The sequence below is a fragment of the Streptomyces sp. NBC_00846 genome, assembly GCF_045207325.1.
GTDB lineage: Bacteria > Actinomycetota > Actinomycetes > Streptomycetales > Streptomycetaceae > Streptomyces.
The window spans coordinates 8,055,347-8,072,243 of record NZ_CP108846.1; the positions used below are offsets into that span (position 1 = coordinate 8,055,347).

The 16,897-nt window shown below is 68.1% G+C and carries 18 protein-coding genes and 3 pseudogenes; 9 read left to right on the forward strand and 12 right to left on the reverse strand.

What is annotated here, in order from left to right:
• Positions 1-81: 81 nt before the first annotated feature.
• The 3 genes from OG936_RS37220 to OG936_RS37230 all read left to right on the forward strand — a co-directional run bounded on the left by OG936_RS37220 (position 82) and on the right by OG936_RS37230 (position 2,653).
• Positions 82-840 (forward strand): IS6 family transposase, encoded by a 759-nt coding sequence (locus OG936_RS37220; RefSeq protein ID WP_406500150.1) that lies wholly within the window; start codon positions 82-84, stop codon positions 838-840.
• A 326-nt stretch (positions 841-1,166) separates the two neighbouring features.
• Positions 1,167-1,394: a hypothetical protein gene (locus tag OG936_RS37225; RefSeq protein WP_406500151.1), complete on the forward strand. Its 228-nt coding sequence runs from the start codon at positions 1,167-1,169 to the stop codon at positions 1,392-1,394.
• 674 nt (positions 1,395-2,068) lie between these two features.
• Entirely contained in the window at positions 2,069-2,653 is a 585-nt protein-coding gene (locus OG936_RS37230; protein WP_406500152.1) for a hypothetical protein, read from the forward strand.
• 51 nt (positions 2,654-2,704) lie between these two features.
• On the opposite strand, the gene OG936_RS37235 is transcribed toward OG936_RS37230, so the two are convergent.
• The 5 genes and pseudogenes from OG936_RS37235 to OG936_RS37255 all read right to left on the reverse strand — a co-directional run bounded on the left by OG936_RS37235 (position 2,705) and on the right by OG936_RS37255 (position 5,429).
• Positions 2,705-2,845, reverse strand: coding sequence for a helicase associated domain-containing protein (locus OG936_RS37235; RefSeq protein WP_406500153.1), 141 nt, complete (start codon positions 2,843-2,845; stop codon positions 2,705-2,707).
• A gap of 459 nt (positions 2,846-3,304) precedes the next feature.
• On the reverse strand, positions 3,305-3,436 hold the full coding sequence (locus OG936_RS37240; RefSeq protein ID WP_406500154.1) for a helicase associated domain-containing protein: 132 nt from the start codon (positions 3,434-3,436) through the stop codon (positions 3,305-3,307).
• A gap of 68 nt (positions 3,437-3,504) precedes the next feature.
• Positions 3,505-4,326: pseudogene (locus OG936_RS37245) on the reverse strand (helicase associated domain-containing protein); the annotation flags it as partial.
• Between the two features lie 47 nt (positions 4,327-4,373).
• Positions 4,374-4,625 (reverse strand): hypothetical protein, encoded by a 252-nt coding sequence (locus OG936_RS37250; protein WP_406500800.1) that lies wholly within the window; start codon positions 4,623-4,625, stop codon positions 4,374-4,376.
• Between the two features lie 159 nt (positions 4,626-4,784).
• Positions 4,785-5,429 carry a TetR/AcrR family transcriptional regulator gene (locus OG936_RS37255; RefSeq protein WP_406500155.1) on the reverse strand — a complete coding sequence of 215 codons (645 nt, stop codon included), beginning with the start codon at positions 5,427-5,429 and terminating at the stop codon, positions 4,785-4,787.
• A gap of 63 nt (positions 5,430-5,492) precedes the next feature.
• On the opposite strand from OG936_RS37255, the gene OG936_RS37260 reads away from it, so the two are divergent.
• Together OG936_RS37260 and OG936_RS37265 are read left to right on the forward strand one after the other, a co-directional pair.
• The gene (locus tag OG936_RS37260; RefSeq protein WP_406385636.1) at positions 5,493-6,347 is read left to right on the forward strand and encodes a class I SAM-dependent methyltransferase; all 855 of its coding nucleotides are present in this window, start codon (positions 5,493-5,495) and stop codon (positions 6,345-6,347) included.
• 18 nt (positions 6,348-6,365) lie between these two features.
• Positions 6,366-7,301, forward strand: a complete 936-nt coding sequence (locus OG936_RS37265) for an IS5 family transposase (RefSeq protein WP_406500772.1) — start codon at positions 6,366-6,368, stop codon at positions 7,299-7,301.
• Positions 7,302-7,405: 104 nt separating this feature from the next.
• Here the strand turns inward: OG936_RS37265 and OG936_RS37270 are convergent, their stop codons facing one another.
• From OG936_RS37270 to OG936_RS37285, 4 genes and pseudogenes are all read right to left on the reverse strand, one after another.
• Positions 7,406-7,753, reverse strand: coding sequence for a hypothetical protein (locus tag OG936_RS37270; protein ID WP_406500156.1), 348 nt, complete (start codon positions 7,751-7,753; stop codon positions 7,406-7,408).
• 371 nt (positions 7,754-8,124) lie between these two features.
• A complete protein-coding gene (locus tag OG936_RS37275) occupies positions 8,125-8,997 on the reverse strand; it encodes a hypothetical protein (protein WP_406500157.1) in 873 nt (290 codons plus the stop codon).
• Positions 8,997-9,695, reverse strand: coding sequence for an AAA family ATPase (locus OG936_RS37280; protein WP_406500158.1), 699 nt, complete (start codon positions 9,693-9,695; stop codon positions 8,997-8,999). Before OG936_RS37280 ends, OG936_RS37275 begins: the two co-directional genes overlap by 1 nt.
• Positions 9,696-9,764: 69 nt before the next feature.
• Positions 9,765-11,278, reverse strand: a pseudogene (locus OG936_RS37285) (Mu transposase C-terminal domain-containing protein).
• Between OG936_RS37285 and OG936_RS37290 the strand changes: the two are divergent.
• The 3 genes and pseudogenes from OG936_RS37290 to OG936_RS37300 all read left to right on the forward strand — a co-directional run.
• Positions 11,228-11,776 carry a hypothetical protein gene (locus OG936_RS37290; RefSeq protein WP_406500159.1) on the forward strand — a complete coding sequence of 183 codons (549 nt, stop codon included), beginning with the start codon at positions 11,228-11,230 and terminating at the stop codon, positions 11,774-11,776. The pseudogene OG936_RS37285 and the gene OG936_RS37290 overlap by 51 nt on opposite strands.
• A 266-nt stretch (positions 11,777-12,042) precedes the next feature.
• Entirely contained in the window at positions 12,043-13,785 is a 1,743-nt protein-coding gene (locus tag OG936_RS37295) for an endo-1,4-beta-xylanase (protein WP_406500160.1), read from the forward strand.
• Positions 13,786-14,001: 216 nt separating this feature from the next.
• Positions 14,002-14,226: pseudogene (locus tag OG936_RS37300) on the forward strand (transposase); the annotation flags it as partial.
• Between the two features lie 266 nt (positions 14,227-14,492).
• Here OG936_RS37300 and OG936_RS37305 read toward each other — a convergent pair.
• A complete protein-coding gene (locus tag OG936_RS37305; protein ID WP_406500161.1) occupies positions 14,493-14,666 on the reverse strand; it encodes a hypothetical protein in 174 nt (57 codons plus the stop codon).
• Between OG936_RS37305 and OG936_RS37310 the strand changes: the two genes are divergently transcribed.
• Positions 14,655-15,587 carry a transposase gene (locus OG936_RS37310; protein ID WP_406500162.1) on the forward strand — a complete coding sequence of 311 codons (933 nt, stop codon included), beginning with the start codon at positions 14,655-14,657 and terminating at the stop codon, positions 15,585-15,587. The two genes, OG936_RS37305 and OG936_RS37310, sit on opposite strands and share 12 nt — an antisense overlap.
• Before the next feature lie 108 nt (positions 15,588-15,695).
• On the opposite strand, the gene OG936_RS37315 is transcribed toward OG936_RS37310, so the two are convergent.
• Together OG936_RS37315 and OG936_RS37320 are read right to left on the reverse strand one after the other, a co-directional pair.
• Positions 15,696-15,824: a hypothetical protein gene (locus tag OG936_RS37315; protein WP_406500163.1), complete on the reverse strand. Its 129-nt coding sequence runs from the start codon at positions 15,822-15,824 to the stop codon at positions 15,696-15,698.
• A 553-nt stretch (positions 15,825-16,377) separates the two neighbouring features.
• Positions 16,378-16,881 (reverse strand): hypothetical protein, encoded by a 504-nt coding sequence (locus tag OG936_RS37320; protein WP_406500164.1) that lies wholly within the window; start codon positions 16,879-16,881, stop codon positions 16,378-16,380.
• Positions 16,882-16,897: the final 16 nt, after the last annotated feature.

The window sequence follows — 16,897 nt, forward strand, 5'->3', positions numbered from 1 at the left end:
GAGTGGTCTGTCAGCCAGGCTCCGGGCAGATCGTCCTCTCAGCGCCCGGCCAGGCACTGTCACGTTGACTGGCCGGGTGGGATGATTTTCTGGTTGGTCGTGCCGGGGAGGGATTCGTTCGTGTCGTCCGCGTCGCCGTCGTACAAGGGCCACCGGTACCCGGTGGAGGTGATCGCGCACGCGGTATGGCTGTACTTCCGCTTCCCGCTGTCCTTCCGCGAGGTCGAGGAGCTGATGCTCGAGCGCGGCGTCATCGTCTCCTACGAGACCATCCGCCGCTGGTCCGCCAAGTTCGGCCAGGCCTACGCGGACGGACTGCGCCGCCGTCGGCCACGGCCCGGGGACAAGTGGCACCTGGACGAGGTCTTCGTGAAGATCAACGGAGAGCAGAAGTACCTGTGGCGGGCCGTCGACCAGGACGGCAACGTGCTCGACATCCTCCTGCAGAGCCGCCGGGACAAGGCCGCGGCAGGACGCTTCTTCCGCCGCCTGATGAAGAAGACCCGTACGGTGCCGCGGGTGGTCGTCACCGACAAGCTCCGTTCCTACGGCGCGGCGCACCGCGAGGTCATGCCCTCGGTGGAACACCGTTCCCACAAGGGCCTGAACAACCGGGCCGAGAACAGTCATCAGCCCACCCGGCAGCGCGAACGCGCCATGAAGGGATTCCGCTCCGTCGGCGGGGCCCAGCGGTTCCTGTCCGCGTTCAGCGGCATCTCACCCCACTTCCGCCCTCACCGCCACCTGATGACAGCCTCCGACCACCGAGCCGAGATGACCGTCCGCTTCGCGATCTGGGACCAGATCACCGGCGCTGCCGGCCGGCCCACCACGGCCTGACCACAGGCCCGGACCGCAAGCCCACCAGGCCACGACGCACCGTCAGGCACCTGCAACCCAACAACGTGACAGCACCCATCCGAGCCCTGAACGAGGCTGGTCTGCTGCAACTCCGACAGGAGATCTTCGGTGAGCGGGTCGCCTTGAAAACGACCGTGTGGGAAGAACCCGCCGAAATGTATTACGCACCCGTCGGTGCTCCAGCCCCCTCGCTTGCGAGCTCCCCAATGCCTGAGGGATGGCTCCCGCTGAGCAAGACAACTGACCTGTCGATCTTCCACCACCCCCTTGCGGGACAACTTCTGCACGCAGAGCGTTCACCCTTCATGACGCAACTCCCCTCACCTGAAGAAGTCGAAGCCGCACGCTCACCCAAGGGCGGCTACAGCAGGGCACAACTTGCCGCCTGGGGCGTCCCGTGGCCTCCGCCCAAGGGCTGGAAGGACGAGCTGACCGAGCGCTGGAAGACGGCACGCCAGGACGGTGCACCGCCGCCGCCCCTGCCCAGCCCGGCCCCGGCCGACTTCGCACAGGAGACGCGCGACTTCGGCTGACCGACGACAGCGGGCCGGACAGATCACCCTGTCCGGCCCGCTGCTCGTTCCTGGCTGCTCACGGGCTGAGGCGGATGCGTGGCTGTTCAAACGAACACGAACTCGTTCCAGGGCCAGTCTGAACCGTCCTCAGCGGGAATGGAGCCAGACACCGCCGTACGCCACGATGGCGCCTCCGGCAGAAGTGGCTGCGCCGCGGATCAGGTAGAGGCCGGCCTCATTGCGCATCCGTCGTGCTCGCACCGCCCACCGGGATGTACTCGGGGGTTTCGGTGCCGGGGTCGGAGCCGTAGTCTCGTTCATGGACTTGAGCTTCTCCTTCGTCGGGAACGTTCGGTCCTCTGCAGACGGCTCCCTGCCCACCAGGGGGCCGTCGCCGTTTCCGGTGACGGCAGTGCCGTTTGTCCGCCTGTTGAGACGCCACTGCGTCCAGTGGGGCGGATGACGTCAACGAAAGCACTCTGAATAGCGCTCTGACCAGCGAAAACAGTGTTTTGGTAGAGATAGTTCTTCTGTGTTTTCGTGGGGCAAAGCAAGTAGAAGACGTGTCTTCTTGGGGCCTGTCCAGTCCTTGTGAGGCGAGACTTGCTTATTCCTGTTCTCAGTGGGTGTCATGCCGGGGCCAAGCTAGACTCTTGTGAGTTCAAATGGGCTGTAGTGAGCTGGAGTTGGGCATGTCCAAGATGTTGCGAATGCCGAGCGTGGATGAGCTCCCGCCTGGGTCCAGGAGGGCCTTCGTAGGCGAGCTGTTCACCTACTTCCGCGCAGCCGGGCGCCCCTCACCGGTCAGCATCGCGGCAGCCGTTACTCAAACGCATGGTTCCGCCCCCGTGACTGTGAGCCGTGAGACGGTTCGGAGGCTCCTCAAAGGCGAGACCACCAGCACCTGGCCCACGGTGAGAGCGGTGCACGAGGTTCTCTGCCGAATGGGAGACCAGGACCCGACGTGGAGAAGGTTCTCCGACTCCAACGACTACGACGAGGACAACGACACCCGCACGCTTCGCGAATACATCCGCGATCTATGGAACGACGCCGTTGACGGTGTTGAACCTGATGACGAGGCAGACCACCCTCAGCTGGCGCCGGTTCCGCAGCCGTCTCCGCCGGCCGCCCCGACGGGGGGCTGGGGCGGTGGTTCGAACCCAGGGGGGTGGGGTGCTTCGCACCAGCAGCCACAGGATGATCCCTGGGCCACCGGAACGCCGCAAAAGAAGACAAACAGCCAGAAGACGTACAGCGATGAACCTCCCTTCTGAGCGCGGACGACACGCTCTGGCCCGGCACCACTGCAACCCAGGCTGTCGTGGTTATGTCCATCGCATCCCAATGACGGAGAGCTGCTCCACCCGTTCCGGCGTCAGCGTGGCGGCCCGGCTGCGCTGGTTGTTGACCCATGCCCCCTGACGGAACTGGAGCTCCCAGCCTTCCTCGGAGAGCACGGTCTCCACGTGCTTGCGCGGGACCTTCAGGTGGCCCTCGCGTTCGAAGAACTGCCGGGGCGGCCGCGAGGCTGGCGGACCACTTGGCGGTCTGCGTCCGGCGCTTCGGCCTCTCGTCCTCGCTGGCGGGCTCGATCCCGAGGACCTGCTCGCACATCCACTGCTACACGGTCGTGAGCTGGTCCCAGCCGAACCGCACCGATGTCACCCACCGCCCGGATCCTCACCCTGGCGCAGGACCTCGCCCGCCTCGGTGGGCGTTGCCTCACCGGCGTCCAAGTGGAGCCGGACCAGGTGGAAGGCGCGCTGCCAGATCACCGGTCAGCTCGGGCACCAGGACGCGTCGATCTCCTCCAGCTGCTCGCGGCGCGTATCCGACAGCGCCCCGGCCGACGACTCCACCGGCAGTCTCTCGGCACGCCGCTGCTCGTTCTCGGCAGCCTTCCGGGTGGCGGCCCGCGCGTTCTTTCACCAGATACCCACCGCCGCGCCTTGGAACGTGGCGTCCAGCGGCGCCAGGAGGCGCCCGTTCTCCTCGGCCCACCCGCGCGCGGCGGTCAGGCCCTCCTCCCACGCGACGTCGAAGTGAGACCAGATCATGCCGAGCTTCTCCAGCTGTTCGACACGGCGGTATGACGTGTCCGGTTTTCATCGCCCTGCTGCGGCTGCTACGCCCATTCCACTCCGAGTTCGGTGAGGGTGGCTCGCTGGGGTTCGGTGAGCTTGTCGCGCCTGGTTTTGGTGTTGGAGATCCATACGCCCAGTTTCACGACGGCTGGCTCTGCCTGGCCCTTCACTGCGATCTGCTCTGCGTGGGTTCTGGGGATGCGGTGGTGTCCTTCGCGGGCGATGTACTGGGCGAGGGCCTGTACGCCCCTGTGGAAGGCGGCTGACGTCTTCCCGCCGCCCTTGGCTGCCGGGATCGGGGCGGGGCGCTGGGCCGGCTGCACGCCCAACGCCGACAACCGTTCCTGCTGCTCGGTGGTCAGCTGCGCCCAGGAGTTGGCCTGTCGCTGGAGCCACCGCCCGAGGTCGTCGCCTTCGTAGGTGACGCCGGGCTGGATCTCGGGCAGACGCCCGCCAGGCTCATCGACGGCGAGGTCGGCGAGCACCCGGTAGTGCCGCTGCCAGTCCAGCGGCCACGGGCAGCTCCAGTCCGGGTCGATCTCCGCGAGCTGCTTCGCCCGGTCCTTGGCCCGCTCAGCGTCCTTGCCCAGGCCGCCCTTCCTGCGGAGGTTGGCCATGAGCTGCCCGATGGGAACCAGGCCCTCGGCCTCGCTCTCGCCCCACATGGCGTCTTGTCTGGGTGCGAGGTGTCCGTGGGCTCGGTGGTATGAGCGGAGTGCGGCGAGCTTCGTCTCCCATGCTTCGTCTCCGGGTTCCCAGACCATCCCGGCCTCCGGCGCGTCGAGGAGGGTTTTGCGGTGGGTGTCGAGTTCGCCGGCGCGTAGGGTTTTTCGTTGTTGGTGGACCCATCTGCCGAGCGGGAATGTGATGATCTGCGGGTTTTTGTCGGTGGTGGTTCGGCATGGTGATGTCAGTGCGGTGGGTGGTGGGTTTCTGCTGTTCGGTGGGTTGCCGTGGGTGACTTCTCTGCTGTCATGGATGCCGATCTGGTGCTGACGTTTTTGGTGATGGTGCGGGTCAGTTGGTTGCCGGTCGGGATGGCGGGAAGGGTGTTGCCGCTGGTCAGGGCCTGCGCGGGCAGCGCCGGCCACTCCTGGTTCCAGCCCAGCCCCGCCAGCTTGGCCCGAACCCCGCACTCCACCGGGACATCCAGGGTGTCCACCAGTTCGCCCCCGCTCCCGCAGATACCCCTTGAACGTCCCCCACTGCGCCCGCTTGACCGCAGCTTCTCGCCCGGGCAGGCAGGCAGGTCGCACTCCACTCCGGCTCCCCCGCCAACCGGCAGGCCCGTTTCCGCTAGGTTCTGTCTCCCCGATCACGATCAGGGGGCTAGGTTCTGCCTCCTGACCAACAGCTGAGAGCAGAGGGTGTCGCACGCCCATCGCTCCCACTTGTCGGCCGGCCACGCGCGGTCGCGGGTCAGGACCAGGAAGAGCTCCGGACTGAGCAATGCGTAGATGATGTCCGCCGCCTCTCCTGCGGAGAGGGCGGGGCGGGCGCCGGGTTTCTCTGTCAGAGCCTTCGCGGCTGTCGAGATGACCGTGTATCGCGGGTCGGTCTCGTCCGGCCACAGCTCCCGGATCTCCGGGTTGGTCGCTGTCGCGGCGCGGACCATCTCGTCGATGGCCGCGACACGTTCGAGTGTCCTGCGGGTGCCAGCGACCAGCGCGGCCAGGGCGGACTCGGCGGTAGGCGCGGTCGTGACCTTCGTGAACCATGGCCGGTCCATTGTGGGCACGGGGTCGTCGTCTCCCGCGATCGCGACATCGACCAGTTCCTTGAGCAGTGAGGGCTTGTTCCGGAAGACGAAGTAGATCGTCTGCACCGCCACGCCCGCCCGGTCGGCGATCTCCTGCAGCTTGGTCGCCCCGTAGCCCTGCTCAACGAAGAGGCCGGCGGCCGCGTCGATGATCCGCCGCCGTGTCTCCCGGGCCTTGTCGCCCCGTTTTCCCTTGACCTCAGTCATGGCTGGAGTCTATATCTAGAGGCGAACTCTAGAGGTCAACTCTAGTCACTGGAGGGGTAAGTCATGCACGCCATCGCCAACCGTCAGCAGGCAGAGGCATGGAACGACTGGGAGGGCATCCACTGGGCTGAACACTCCGAGCGCTACGACGCGATGATGGGCGCGTTCAACGCGCCTCTGTTCGCCGCCGCGGGCATCGCGGCCGGCGACCGGGTCCTCGACGTCGGCTGCGGCACCGGCCAGACGACGCGCACCGCCGCGCGGCAGGCGTACGACGGAGACGTCGTCGGAATTGACCTGTCCGCGCCCATGCTGGAACGCGCCCGCCGTGACGCCGCCGCGGAAGGCATCGGCAACGTCACCTTCGAACAGGGCGACGCCCAAGTGCATCCGTTGCCCGGCCGAGGCTTCGACGTCCTCCTCAGCCGCGGCGGTGTCATGTTCTTCGCCGACCACATCGCGGCCTTCACCCATCTCAGGCACTCGCTCGTGCCCGCCGGCCGACTCGCGTTCCTCGGCCCGCAGCCTGCGGGCCCGGACAGCGCCTACGCGCGTGCAACCGCCGCGCTCTCCCCGTTCCTGCGCGAGGCATCCCCCGCCGCAAGGGGCATGGGGTCCCTCCTCGACCCCGCGCGCATCCGCCAGGTGCTCACCGCCGCCGGGTTCACCGACATCGACGTAGCCCCCGCAGAGGCTCCCATGACCTTTGGCGCCGACGCGGGCGACGCCACCGACTTCATCCTCGCCATGGGCCCGGTGCGCCACAACCTGCGCGATGTCGACCCGGAGACCGCCGCCCGTATCCACTCCGAAGTGCGCGACAAACTCGCGGAGTTCGAGACCACCGACGGTGTCCGCATCCCCGGGCACGTCTGGATCGTTACCGCATCGCCGAAGCACACCCTCTCGATCAAGTGACACTTCACTCCAGACGTGATCAGCAGAGGGGACCTGACAGACGATGAGTGGGCTCTGCTGCAGCCACTGCTGCCGGTGAGCAACAACCGGTGCGGCCGGTGGCGGGATCACCGTCAGGTGATCAACGGCATCATCCACAGGCTGGGCACCGGGGTGCAATGGCGTGAGCTGCCAGAACGCTTCGGACCGTGGCAGACCGTCCACAAACGGCACGCGCTGTGGTCGGCCGACGGCACCTGGGACAGGCTGCTGCAGCATGTCCAAGTCCGGGTCGACGCCGAGGGCGGCATCGACTGGGACGTCTCGGTCGACTCCAGCGTGATGCGCGCCCATCAGCACGCCGCGGGAGCGCCGAAGGCGGCTCCGCCCGCCCCGACCAGGCCCTCAAAAGAGGGCCCCGCGGAGATCGCTTCGGATCCCGGCGGTGCAGAACCCGGAGCCCCTACTGGAGGAGGGGGTGCGGCGGGGGAGCAGCTGGGGCGCTCGCGTGGCGGATTCACCACCAAGGTCCACCTGAGCGCGGAGGGCCGATGCCGCCCGCTGTCGGTGCTGATCACACCCGGACAGCGGGCGGACTGCACGCAGTTCGAACCCGTCTTAGAGAAGATCCGCGTCCCACGCACCGGTCCGGGGCGCCCACGCTGCACCCCGGACAGCGTCGCAGCCGACAAGGCATACAGCAACCGAAAGACGCGCGCCTACCTGCGTCGGCGCGGCATCCGGCACGTGATCCCTGAGAAGAAGGACCACAAGACGGCCCGCCTGCGGCGGGGTTCACACGGCGGGCGGCCACCGGGTTTCGACAAGGAGCGGTACAAGAAGCGCAACGTCGTCGAGCGGGCGATCAACAAGCTGAAACAGTTCCGGGCCGTAGCTACCCGCTACGACAAGCGCGGATACGTCTACCTCGGCACCGTGACCGCCGCTGCACTAATCATCTGGCTCCGATCATGATCGGAGAGACAGAACCTAGGCCCGGAACAGCGGCCTGAACTCCTTGAGGACGTCCTTCGTCCCGAACGCCACCTTGGCCGTGACGGTGATAGTGCCTGCCTCGCTCATACCGCCATCGTCCCGCCCCGGCTTGCGAACCAGCCCCAGCCCTGCCGTCCGGCGCCGCTGACGATGAGAGTGGGGAGTTTATCCAGGAGGGTGGGGGCGGCCGCGCCGAGGCCGAGGGCCCACCAGGGGGATATGGGGGCGGTGCAGGCGGCCGCGCAGGCCAGGCCGGCGCCGATGGTGATGCGCAGGACGGTGGCGATGCCATAGGCCAGCGGGCCGGGGTCGGTGTCCTTCTCCCGCTGCCACGGCAGGCGGCGGTGCTTCCGTACGGCAGTGATGTAGTCCAGCGCCTCGATCGCGAGGCCGCCGAACGCGCCCCATAAAGTCGGTTTCAGCCACTCCATGCACCGACGGTAGCGGCCCGGTGCCGACTCCAGGTAGTCGTTGGACGTTTCCTGCTGCTCCTGTTATCGGTGAAGTGCCCGTCGTCGAGGGGTCGGTCCGCCGGCATTCAACCGTCGTAGACACCCCGTCACAGCTGGGCCTGCTGCGATCCGGGGGTCAAGATCGCTTGTTAAAGGACAACGGGGGCGGATGGTGTCGTCTTCTACGGTGCGGGCTTCAGGTTGTAGCGGATTCCTGTTGCGGTGAGGCGGAGTTGTTCGCCGTCCTGGACCGTGATGAGCGGGAATAGCGGGCTGTCCGGGGCACGGTCTTGGAGCTGTCCGTGAATGCCGGCGGCGCGTATGAGGGGGCGTGTCCAGGTGGGGAGTGGCTAGATCTGGCATCGGCGGTGGGCTGTGCTGTCGTGGACTTTGACCGCGCTCGCGGTTTCGTTGATGTCGATGCTACGGATGAGCGCGAGCTGGCTGATGTCCGCTCCGGTGACCGCCTGGATGATCAGGGCTGTCGCGTGGAGGGGGTGTGCCACCGTGGTCAGCCGTGCGGCGAGAATGTCTGCTGGTGTGTGGTCATGCCCTCGCGTGGACGGTGCGCCGCTCGTTATGGAGGCGAGCTCGGGTGCGCCTTGGCACCGGGCGCGTGCGGGACGGTCTATGACCATGCCGCCGGGCGGCGTCTGAGGGCTGATCCATTGCCCGTCGTCCTGGCGAGGGGTTGGTCCGATGGGCCGCTGCTGTCCGACGTTTCGAGCTCCGGTCAGTGAGGGGTCTGTCCGGTCAAGAGCGATACGGGCCTGGGGGAGGGTCTCGATGATGTGGTGCGGGGTTTCTTCGAGGAGCGTTCTCAGGGCCGGGCCGGCCGGTCGGTGCCAGAGGAGGGTGAGGCGGATACCGCACCGTTCCCGCAGGGCGAGCAGTTGTCTGAATCGGGCGTGGGTGAGGTGGTTGGTGCGGCAGACGATGAGATGCCTCATGTGGTGGGTGAGTATCCAGGCGCTGACGGCGTCCCAGGCGGGGCGCTGGGAGTCGGCCCACGTTCCGTATGTTTCTCCGCCTTGGGGGAGTCGTTTGCCCAGGGCGTAGAGGAGGTCGTGGGCGAGGGCGGCGGGTGCTCCGTTGACGGGGCTGGGGTCGACGGTCAGACGACCCAGGGCGGGTTCGTGCGCGGTATGCGCGGCGGCTGTCCATACGGGGTGGTCGTGTTTGTCGATGAGGACAGTGACGGCTGGGAGGCCGCCGGCGGTCACTACATGCCGCCGATCTTGCTGTAGACCCAGCGCACGAGGTCTTCGTCGACCTGTTTGAGGTTCAGTTTCTTCATGCCGGCGAGGATGTGGGTGGTGATGTTGGCCCAGTTGCGGAAGCTGCCGTGGGCGGCCTGCTTGTCGATCGCGTCGATCAACACGGTGTCCACGTCCGCCCAGACGGGGTGGAAGGCAGGGATCGTCTCCCTCACTTCGTCCTTGGACATGCGGGTGAACTCCTGCCAGATAAAGATCCGGGAGGCCAGCATGGGCTCGCGGCGAAGGACCTTGTAGCAGCCGTCGCCCCCGGCGAAGATCACCGCGATGTTGGTGCGCTTGTCGTCCCACAAATGGCGCCAGAACTCGAACCCGGTCTTCTTCATCCACTGAGCCTCGTCACAGACCAGGACCCGGAACTCCTCGGCAAGCGCCTCCTTGAGGAGGGTGTCGAACTCGATCGGACGGGCTGGCGGCTCACCTGGCAGCCCCAGCGCCTGGAACAGCCCGTGGCGGATGTCCCGGGGAGTCGGTCCGGCCCGCAGCTCCAGACGGTGGGTGATGTCCGGGGCGAGATGCCGCAGCGCCGAGTTCACCGACATCGTCTTGCCGGACCCGGCTGGCCCATAGACGCACATCATGGCCTTCGCCTCGATGACGGCCTCGATGTTGTCCCGCGTGGTCAGCAGCGTGTCGGTGCCCACCAACTGAGCCTGCTCCAGGCCCAGGAAGTGGTCTTCGCTGCAGCAGCCCGTAGTCCAGATCAGCGATCATCAGCGGTGGTCCTCATCAAGGGTAGGTGTGCGCGGGCGCCTGGGGCGGGCCCAGGTATCGGGCGCGGGGCCGTGCGGAACGAGATCAGGACGGGCCAGCGCACGGCGGTCCGTCTGCGCCGCCGCGCCCAGTTCCTCTTCGGCCTGCGCGGAGGTCGGGGAGGTAAGTGGCCTGGGCGGGGCGGCGGTGGTGGAGGCTTCGAAGCGCCGGCGGCGCAGTTTCTCCGCGGCCTTCAGATCGGCTTTGAGCCGCCGGGCGGCCGCGGTCCGTGCGGCCTGGACGGAGCGGATCTGCTCCCGGCTCGCCGCAGCGGCCAGGAACGCCGACCCGAGGTGGCGGCCGGTGGTGGCGTCGAAGACTTCGATGGTGTCGTCGTGATGGGGCAGGTGCCGTACCGACACTTTGGTGCCGGTACGGCCGTTCATCCAGGGGGCGAGGTAGTCGCGCCGCCGCCACCGCACCCCGCTGGTACTGATCGTGTACGTGCGGCCGTCGTCCTCCAGGGCGAACGTCGCCAGCTGCCCGCGGATACGTCCGTGAGCGGTGTCGCGTCGGCCTGCCACGCCTGGACGGGGGTTTTCCCGTTGAGCGAGGTCGGGTGGTGGCGGGTGTTCCACCAGGCCACCCAGTCCAGCAGCAGGCCCACGAATGCCTCGTAGGTCAGGGGCGGGGCGTCGGGGTCGGCGAGCCGGCCGCCGGTAAGTTTCTGACGGCCGGTGTAGCGGGGGAGTGAGACGAGGAACATCTCCTCCACCGCGTCGTTCAACGCCTCGATCGTCCCCTTCAGATGCGGGGTGTAGGCGGGCAGATCGGTGACGGGGACGGCGAGCGCACCCATCGCCGTGGTGACCGTCGCGCACAGGAACTCCTTGCCGCGGTCCACCCGGATCTGACCAGGCAGCCCGCCCACCGGCCCGAACGGCTCGCTGCGGGTGATCGCAATGCGCAAGGACGCCAGCACCGCGTCCCGGCTCGGTGCGTGCGCGGTGACAGCCACCCCGGTGATCGCCTTCGTGGCGCAGTCGATGAACCAGGTCACCCACGGCGTGGCCAGCTCACCCTCCACATCGACCTCGACGGGAACGTGCTTGTGGTCGCCCTCCCACACCGCGTTGCGATGAGTCGGCGGCCGCTGCCCGAACACGTCATGCGCGCGCCGGGCCGCTTCCCCGCTCTTGAGGCCGGCCCGTTCCCCGCGGGTCAGGTCCCGGCGGATCGCCCGGTGCAACGTGGAGAGCGACGGCACCGCGGGCGCGTCCGGATCGCCGGCCGCCCGCTGCACCAGCTCGGCGTGGACCCGGGAGGCGTTACCGCCCCACAGCGCCAGCAGCCGCCGGACTTCCGCGGTGACCGTGAAATGGGACGACTCCATCCGGGCTAGGCGATGATCCTCCCGGGCAGCGGCCAGCCACCGCCACACCGTCCGCTCCGACTTCCCCAATGCCCGTGCCACCAGGCGCACATGCGCGGCCGTCAGCTCTCCCCGCCCGTCGAGGTCCAGCAGACGGGGCATCGCCGCCGCCCGCCCCGACGTCGGCGGGAACACTGCCACCGGACCATCTACAGGATCCTCGCCACGGCTTCCCGGCATGTGCGGCCCCTCTCCGCCGAATACGGACAGCACGGCCTGCCGTCCTGGTCCCAGGTATCCCAGCCCTTCGGCACCCAACTGACCGGAATCGGCATACGACTGACAGCAACCATCGCCATCCGGTACAGCCGTGCCCGCGCACGGGCTGGCGATCTGCTGGACGGCCTTCTCGCGGGCGTCGTAGAGCTGACGGGTGCACTTCGGATGACCGATTCGAGGACCGGCCTCGGTCACCATGCCCGCCAGGCCCACTCCACGCCCACCTCGGCGAGCGCCGTGCACCGCCCGGTGATGGACGTCGCCAGGGTGCCGCACGAGCTGATCGACTGGACCGCGCGGCGCGGGGAGCAGATCGCCGCCCTCGGCTTCCACGCGATAGCCATGGGAGAAGCTGAGGGCGTCCGGCAGGCGGGTCAGTAATCGGGTCAGCGGGTGATCCTGGAGGTATGGCCCGTGTGCGGTTCTGCGCGTCGTGCGGGGCCCGGCTGCCGAGAAACGCGGCCGCCCGGCGCCGGTACTGCGGTGACGCCTGCCGGGCCCAGGCGTACCGGGACACTCTTGCCGCGGACTGCATGGGCCCGCACGAGCTGGGACGTGCCACACAGGGCCGCCGTACCTCATGTGTGGTGAACTATGGCCCGGTTTCGAGATGTTGATCTCGTCTCGGCAAGAAAGTGGGAGGGATCGTGAACCTTGGCGGGGGGACGTGGCAGCGGCTGACCGCCGTGGTGCTCGTCATGGCGGTGGCGGCCGGGTGTACGGGTCAGGGCGAAGGGCCGGAGGGCGGGAACGACAAAGACCTGCTGCGGAACCACGACTGGACGCAGATGCCGGGCACCACCGCGCGGAACGACGTCCTGCGGGTCAGCGCATCGGATCGGCACATCGTGGAGCAGGACTCCTCCGGCGGCCAGCCCAATCCCCCGCTGAACCTGGCAGGCCCGCATCTGAGGTCCGATGGCGACTTCACCGTCACCGCACGCATGTCCGGTGTGGGTGACGATGACGGCGACTCATGGCTGCGGCTGTACGGACGGGTACCGGTCATCTACGACGAGTGGCGGCAGGAGCGGCCCTCACTCCGCGTCGGCGTGACCGCCGACGGACAAGTGAAGGTACAGATATGGGACGGCGAGGGCGACGAGCCGGCCACCTCCAAGGTTTTCGACTGCGGCTGCTCCGGGACGGTGACGCTCGCCGTGTCGAGCATCGGTGACACCTTCCGCGTGAAAGCCGACGGGCGGCGGCTGGGAACCGTGCAGGACCCGGGGGTGTTCGCCGAGGGCACTGTCTGGTTCGGTCTGGAGGCGGACGCGGGCGAAGACGAGCGCCGCGGGGGATGGCGTCTGACGCAGCTGATCGCGCGGGCAGAGAGCGGTGACTCGCTCCGCGTGGTCAACGCGCCGCAGCTGCGCCAGGAGCAGTCCGACGACTCGCTGCGTGCGCGGGCCGCAGACGTGGGGCGGCCGTTCGACGTCGGCGCCGCCCTAGCCGAGAACCCGCTGCTCACCGACTCCGGCTACCGGGCGCTCGCGGGGAGCCAGTTCTCCATGCTCACTCCGGAGAACGCGTTCAAGCCACAGTTCCTCCACCCGCGCCGGGGCGTCTACGACTTCCGCGACGCGGACCTACTCGTACGCTTCGCCCGCGCAAACGACATGAAGGTGCATGCGCACACCCTCGTCTGGCACGAGGCCCTGCCCAACTGGATGCGGGAGAACGACGATCCCGAGGAGGTGCGCCGGGCCATGCTCCGGCACATCGCCACGGTCGCCGGTCACTTCAAGGGGAAGGTCGCGGAATGGGATGTGGTCAACGAGCCCATGTCCGACGACGAGGAGAGCTACACCAACGGGGATCTTGGTCTGCGCTCCGAGCAGAGCCCGTGGTTCGAGGCCATGGGCGAGGAGTACATCGACGAGGCGTTCAGGGCCGCCCACCGGGCCGATCCGAAGGCACGGCTGTTCCTCAACGAGTACGGGGTCGAGGAGGAAGGCGAGCGGTGGGACGCTCTTTACGATCTGGTCAAGCGGCTCAAGGAACGGGGCGTACCGATCGACGGCGTGGGTTTTCAGAACCATGAGTACGCACCCGGCGACCGCATCGACCCGGAGACCTTCCGCAGCCATGTGCGGGATCTGGCGGAGCTCGGGGTCCAGGCGCGGGTGTCGGAGATGGATGTCCCCATAGGCGAGGACGAGGAGGACGGGCGGGAGACCCAGGCTGACGAGATGGTGGGCAAGCTGCGGGTCTGCCTGGAGGAGCCGAACTGCACATCGTTCTCCACGTGGGGATTCACCGACCGGTACGGTTCCACCGCCGACACCAAGATCTATCCTCCGCGCACGGCCGATTCCCTGCCGTGGGACGCGGCCCTGCGGCCGAAGCTGGCGTACGAGCGCCTGCTCGAGGCCTTTGACGAGGCGTAGGCATCAGGGTGTCCCGGACCACTGATCGATTCTGTCGGGGATCTTGAGGTTCCCAGGCGGAACGGCATGGTCGTCGGGCAGGCTCGGCTTGGTTCCGAAGGTCGACTGCCGTACATACGAGGTGAGCCGGTGTCCCTCCGTCCCCGCTCTGGCGAGCAAGTTCCGCCCTCGACTGCGCGGGTGGCGCGGGCAAGCAATCCGAAGGGCACGACGGCGATGTGGGTGAGAGACCGGCTGGACGGGCTGTGGCACGACGAGGACTTCGACGCCTGGTACCCGCGAGACGGGCGGCCTGGCCTGTCTCCGGCCCAGCTCGCCACGGTGAGCGTGCTGCAGTTTCTGCTGAACCTGTCGGACCGTCAGGCGGCCGAGGCAGTGCGCTGCCGGATCGACTTCAAATACGCCCTCGCGCTCGAGCTGGACGATCCCGGCTTCCACCACAGCGTGCTGTCCGACTTCCGGGACCGGCTGGCCCAGGACGACCGCGCCGATACCCTTCTCGACCTCGCGCTGGCACGGCTCAAGGAAGCGGGGCTGGTCAAGGCGCGGGGACGGCAGCGCACCGACTCCACCTACCTGCGGGCCGCGGTGCGTGAACTGACCCGGCTGGAGCTGGTGTTGGAGACGGTCCGCGCCGCTTTGGAGGAGTGCGCCCGCACCGCACCGGAGATCCTCGACGGCCTGGTGGACGAGGACTGGGCGCTGCGCTACGGACGGCAGGTCCGTCTGGTCAGCCAGCCCAGCCATCCGGCCGCCCGGCCGCCCGGCTCAAACAGGCCGGCGCCGACGCCGCCGAGCTGCTCGAACGCGTCCGCGGCCACCGCCCGGGCACTCCACCGCGCCCCGCACTGGAGGCGCTGCGGCAGATCATGGTCCAGCACTTCCTTGTCGATGCCCGGGGCCGGCTGCGTCCGCGGGCCGAGAAGGACGGTTTGCCGCCCACCGGCCGGCGCCTGGAGTCGCCCTACGACCTCGAGGCCCGCTACACGCGCCGCGGGCACCGGACCTGGGTCGGCTATCTCGCGCATACCACCGAGACCTGCGACGAAGGCAGTGCCAACGTCATCACGGACGTGGCCACCACCGTCCCCACCGGCGACAGTGTGGCCCTGCCCGGCATCCACACCCGGCTCAAGCGGCGCCGTCTGCTGCCCGCCGAGCACCTCGTCGACAGCGGCTACACCTCCGTCGTGCTCCATGACACCGCCGCCCGCGCCCACCGCGTCACCATGGTCGGCCCGGTCAAGACCGACAACTCCCGACAGCGCAAGACCGGCGACGGTTTCGCCCGGGAGAACTTCATCATCGACTTCGACCGCCGCGAGGTCACCTGCCCCAACGGCCAGGTCAGCGGCAACTGGAACGAGCTTCCGGCGATGGCCCCCTACACGGTGGTCCGGTTCGACAAGCGGCACTGCGGGCCCTGTCCTGAGCGGTCTTCGTGCACCTCCGGGGCGGCACGGACGGTGAACTTCCTGCCCCGACGCCTGCACGAGCTCCAGGCCCGCAACCGCGCTGATCAGCAGGACCCGCAGTGGCAGCGGCTCTATGCCTCACGCTCCGGCGTCGAGGGCACCATGAATGAGCTTGTCAACGGCCATCGGATGCGCCGCTGCCGCTACCACGGCGTTGCCAAGGCCCACGTCCAGCACGTCCTGACCGCGATCGCCGTCAACATCGAACGCCTCAGCACCCAGGAACCGGAAGACTCCACCTACCGCCCCCGTTCACCGACGGCGTTCCAGCAGTACCTCGACGACAACGAATTGCCCCGGCCCCGCTGGTGGCGCCAAGGACAGTGACCTTCGAAAACCAAGATCCCCGACAGAATCTCTCAATGCGGAGGCAGCCGAGCAGCCGGACCGCGGTGAGGAGGACGCCAAGCGGGCCCACGCCGACGCGGATGACGCTCAGGCGGCGAAGTTGAAGGCCGATGCCGCGGCGAAGACCGCGACCAGCGCCGCAGTGGGCGCCGTCGCAGCTGCGCAGCACGCCGCATCGGAGGCGAAGAGCGCGGTCGAGGGGGAGATACAAGGCAAGACCGCCATGTTCCACGCGGACGTGGTGAGCAAGGAGGCTGGCAAGGCACTGGTGGCATCGGCGAAGGCCGCGGGCTATGCTTATTTACCGCTCAGGCCGCCGCGGACGCCGGTAACGCCGACGCCCAGGTCGCCAAGTCGGCCAGCGACCCGATCCAGCTCGGCTCCCCCCTGCAGAATGTGCGTCTCGTCGGCGGTCCCAGCACAGGGGCAGCGGCCGCTGTCGGCGTCGATCAGATGGACAGCGACGGGCACTTCGTCTCTTCCCCGAGCCGTCGGCCTGGCCGGACGCGGTCGCGTGCTTCCGCGACAGGTCGACTGGTTCGTCTTCCGGCCGCAGGGCGAGCAGGGAGCGTCAGCCTTTATCCACGGCGTGCAGCCACCCGGTCGACCTTGGTTCTGGAAGCGTGCAGGGCATCGACGTCGGGCCCGGCACCCATGACCGACCTCATGACCCGCCGCCTCACCGGCGAAGCCACCGTCTCGTGGCGCGACCCGACACCCCACCACAAAACGCAATCCACGGGATGAAACACCGGGAGAAAGCGACCTCTCAGTGCGACCAAGGCCGAGACCGACTCCAAGCCGTCGGTCCCCGTCTCCTCGTCGGATAGCCAGTGTCGGGTCTTTGTTTGGTGAGGAGTTGCAGCATCACCGGGGCGATCTCGACGACGGGCGCGGAGCCAGCGGCCAGGACACGGATGGCGCCGCCGGTCCGGTGCCGCATCAGCGCGGCGGCGATCTGTAACCGGCCCGCGTTTTGCGTGCACACGAAAGGCGCTTCCGGCACCGCCTTCGGCACCAGTCCCCTACCGCGGGCGAGCGCGCCGAGCTGCTGGTCGGCCAACCGCTCGAAGGGAACCGGGATATGGCGCCCGACCCGTGCCTGCGTCGGTAGCTGCCAGGAGCACTCCTCGACGTAGTTCTTGACCGTCCCCCGGCAGAAGGCATGGCTGTGGCGTGCGGCCAGCTGGAGAGCGATCGCTTCAGAAGGGGGAACTGATCTCATTTGGGAGGGAGCTTGCTGGCGCCTGCCGAGAGGGCTTTGGTGGTCCATGGGCGGCTCCTTGTTC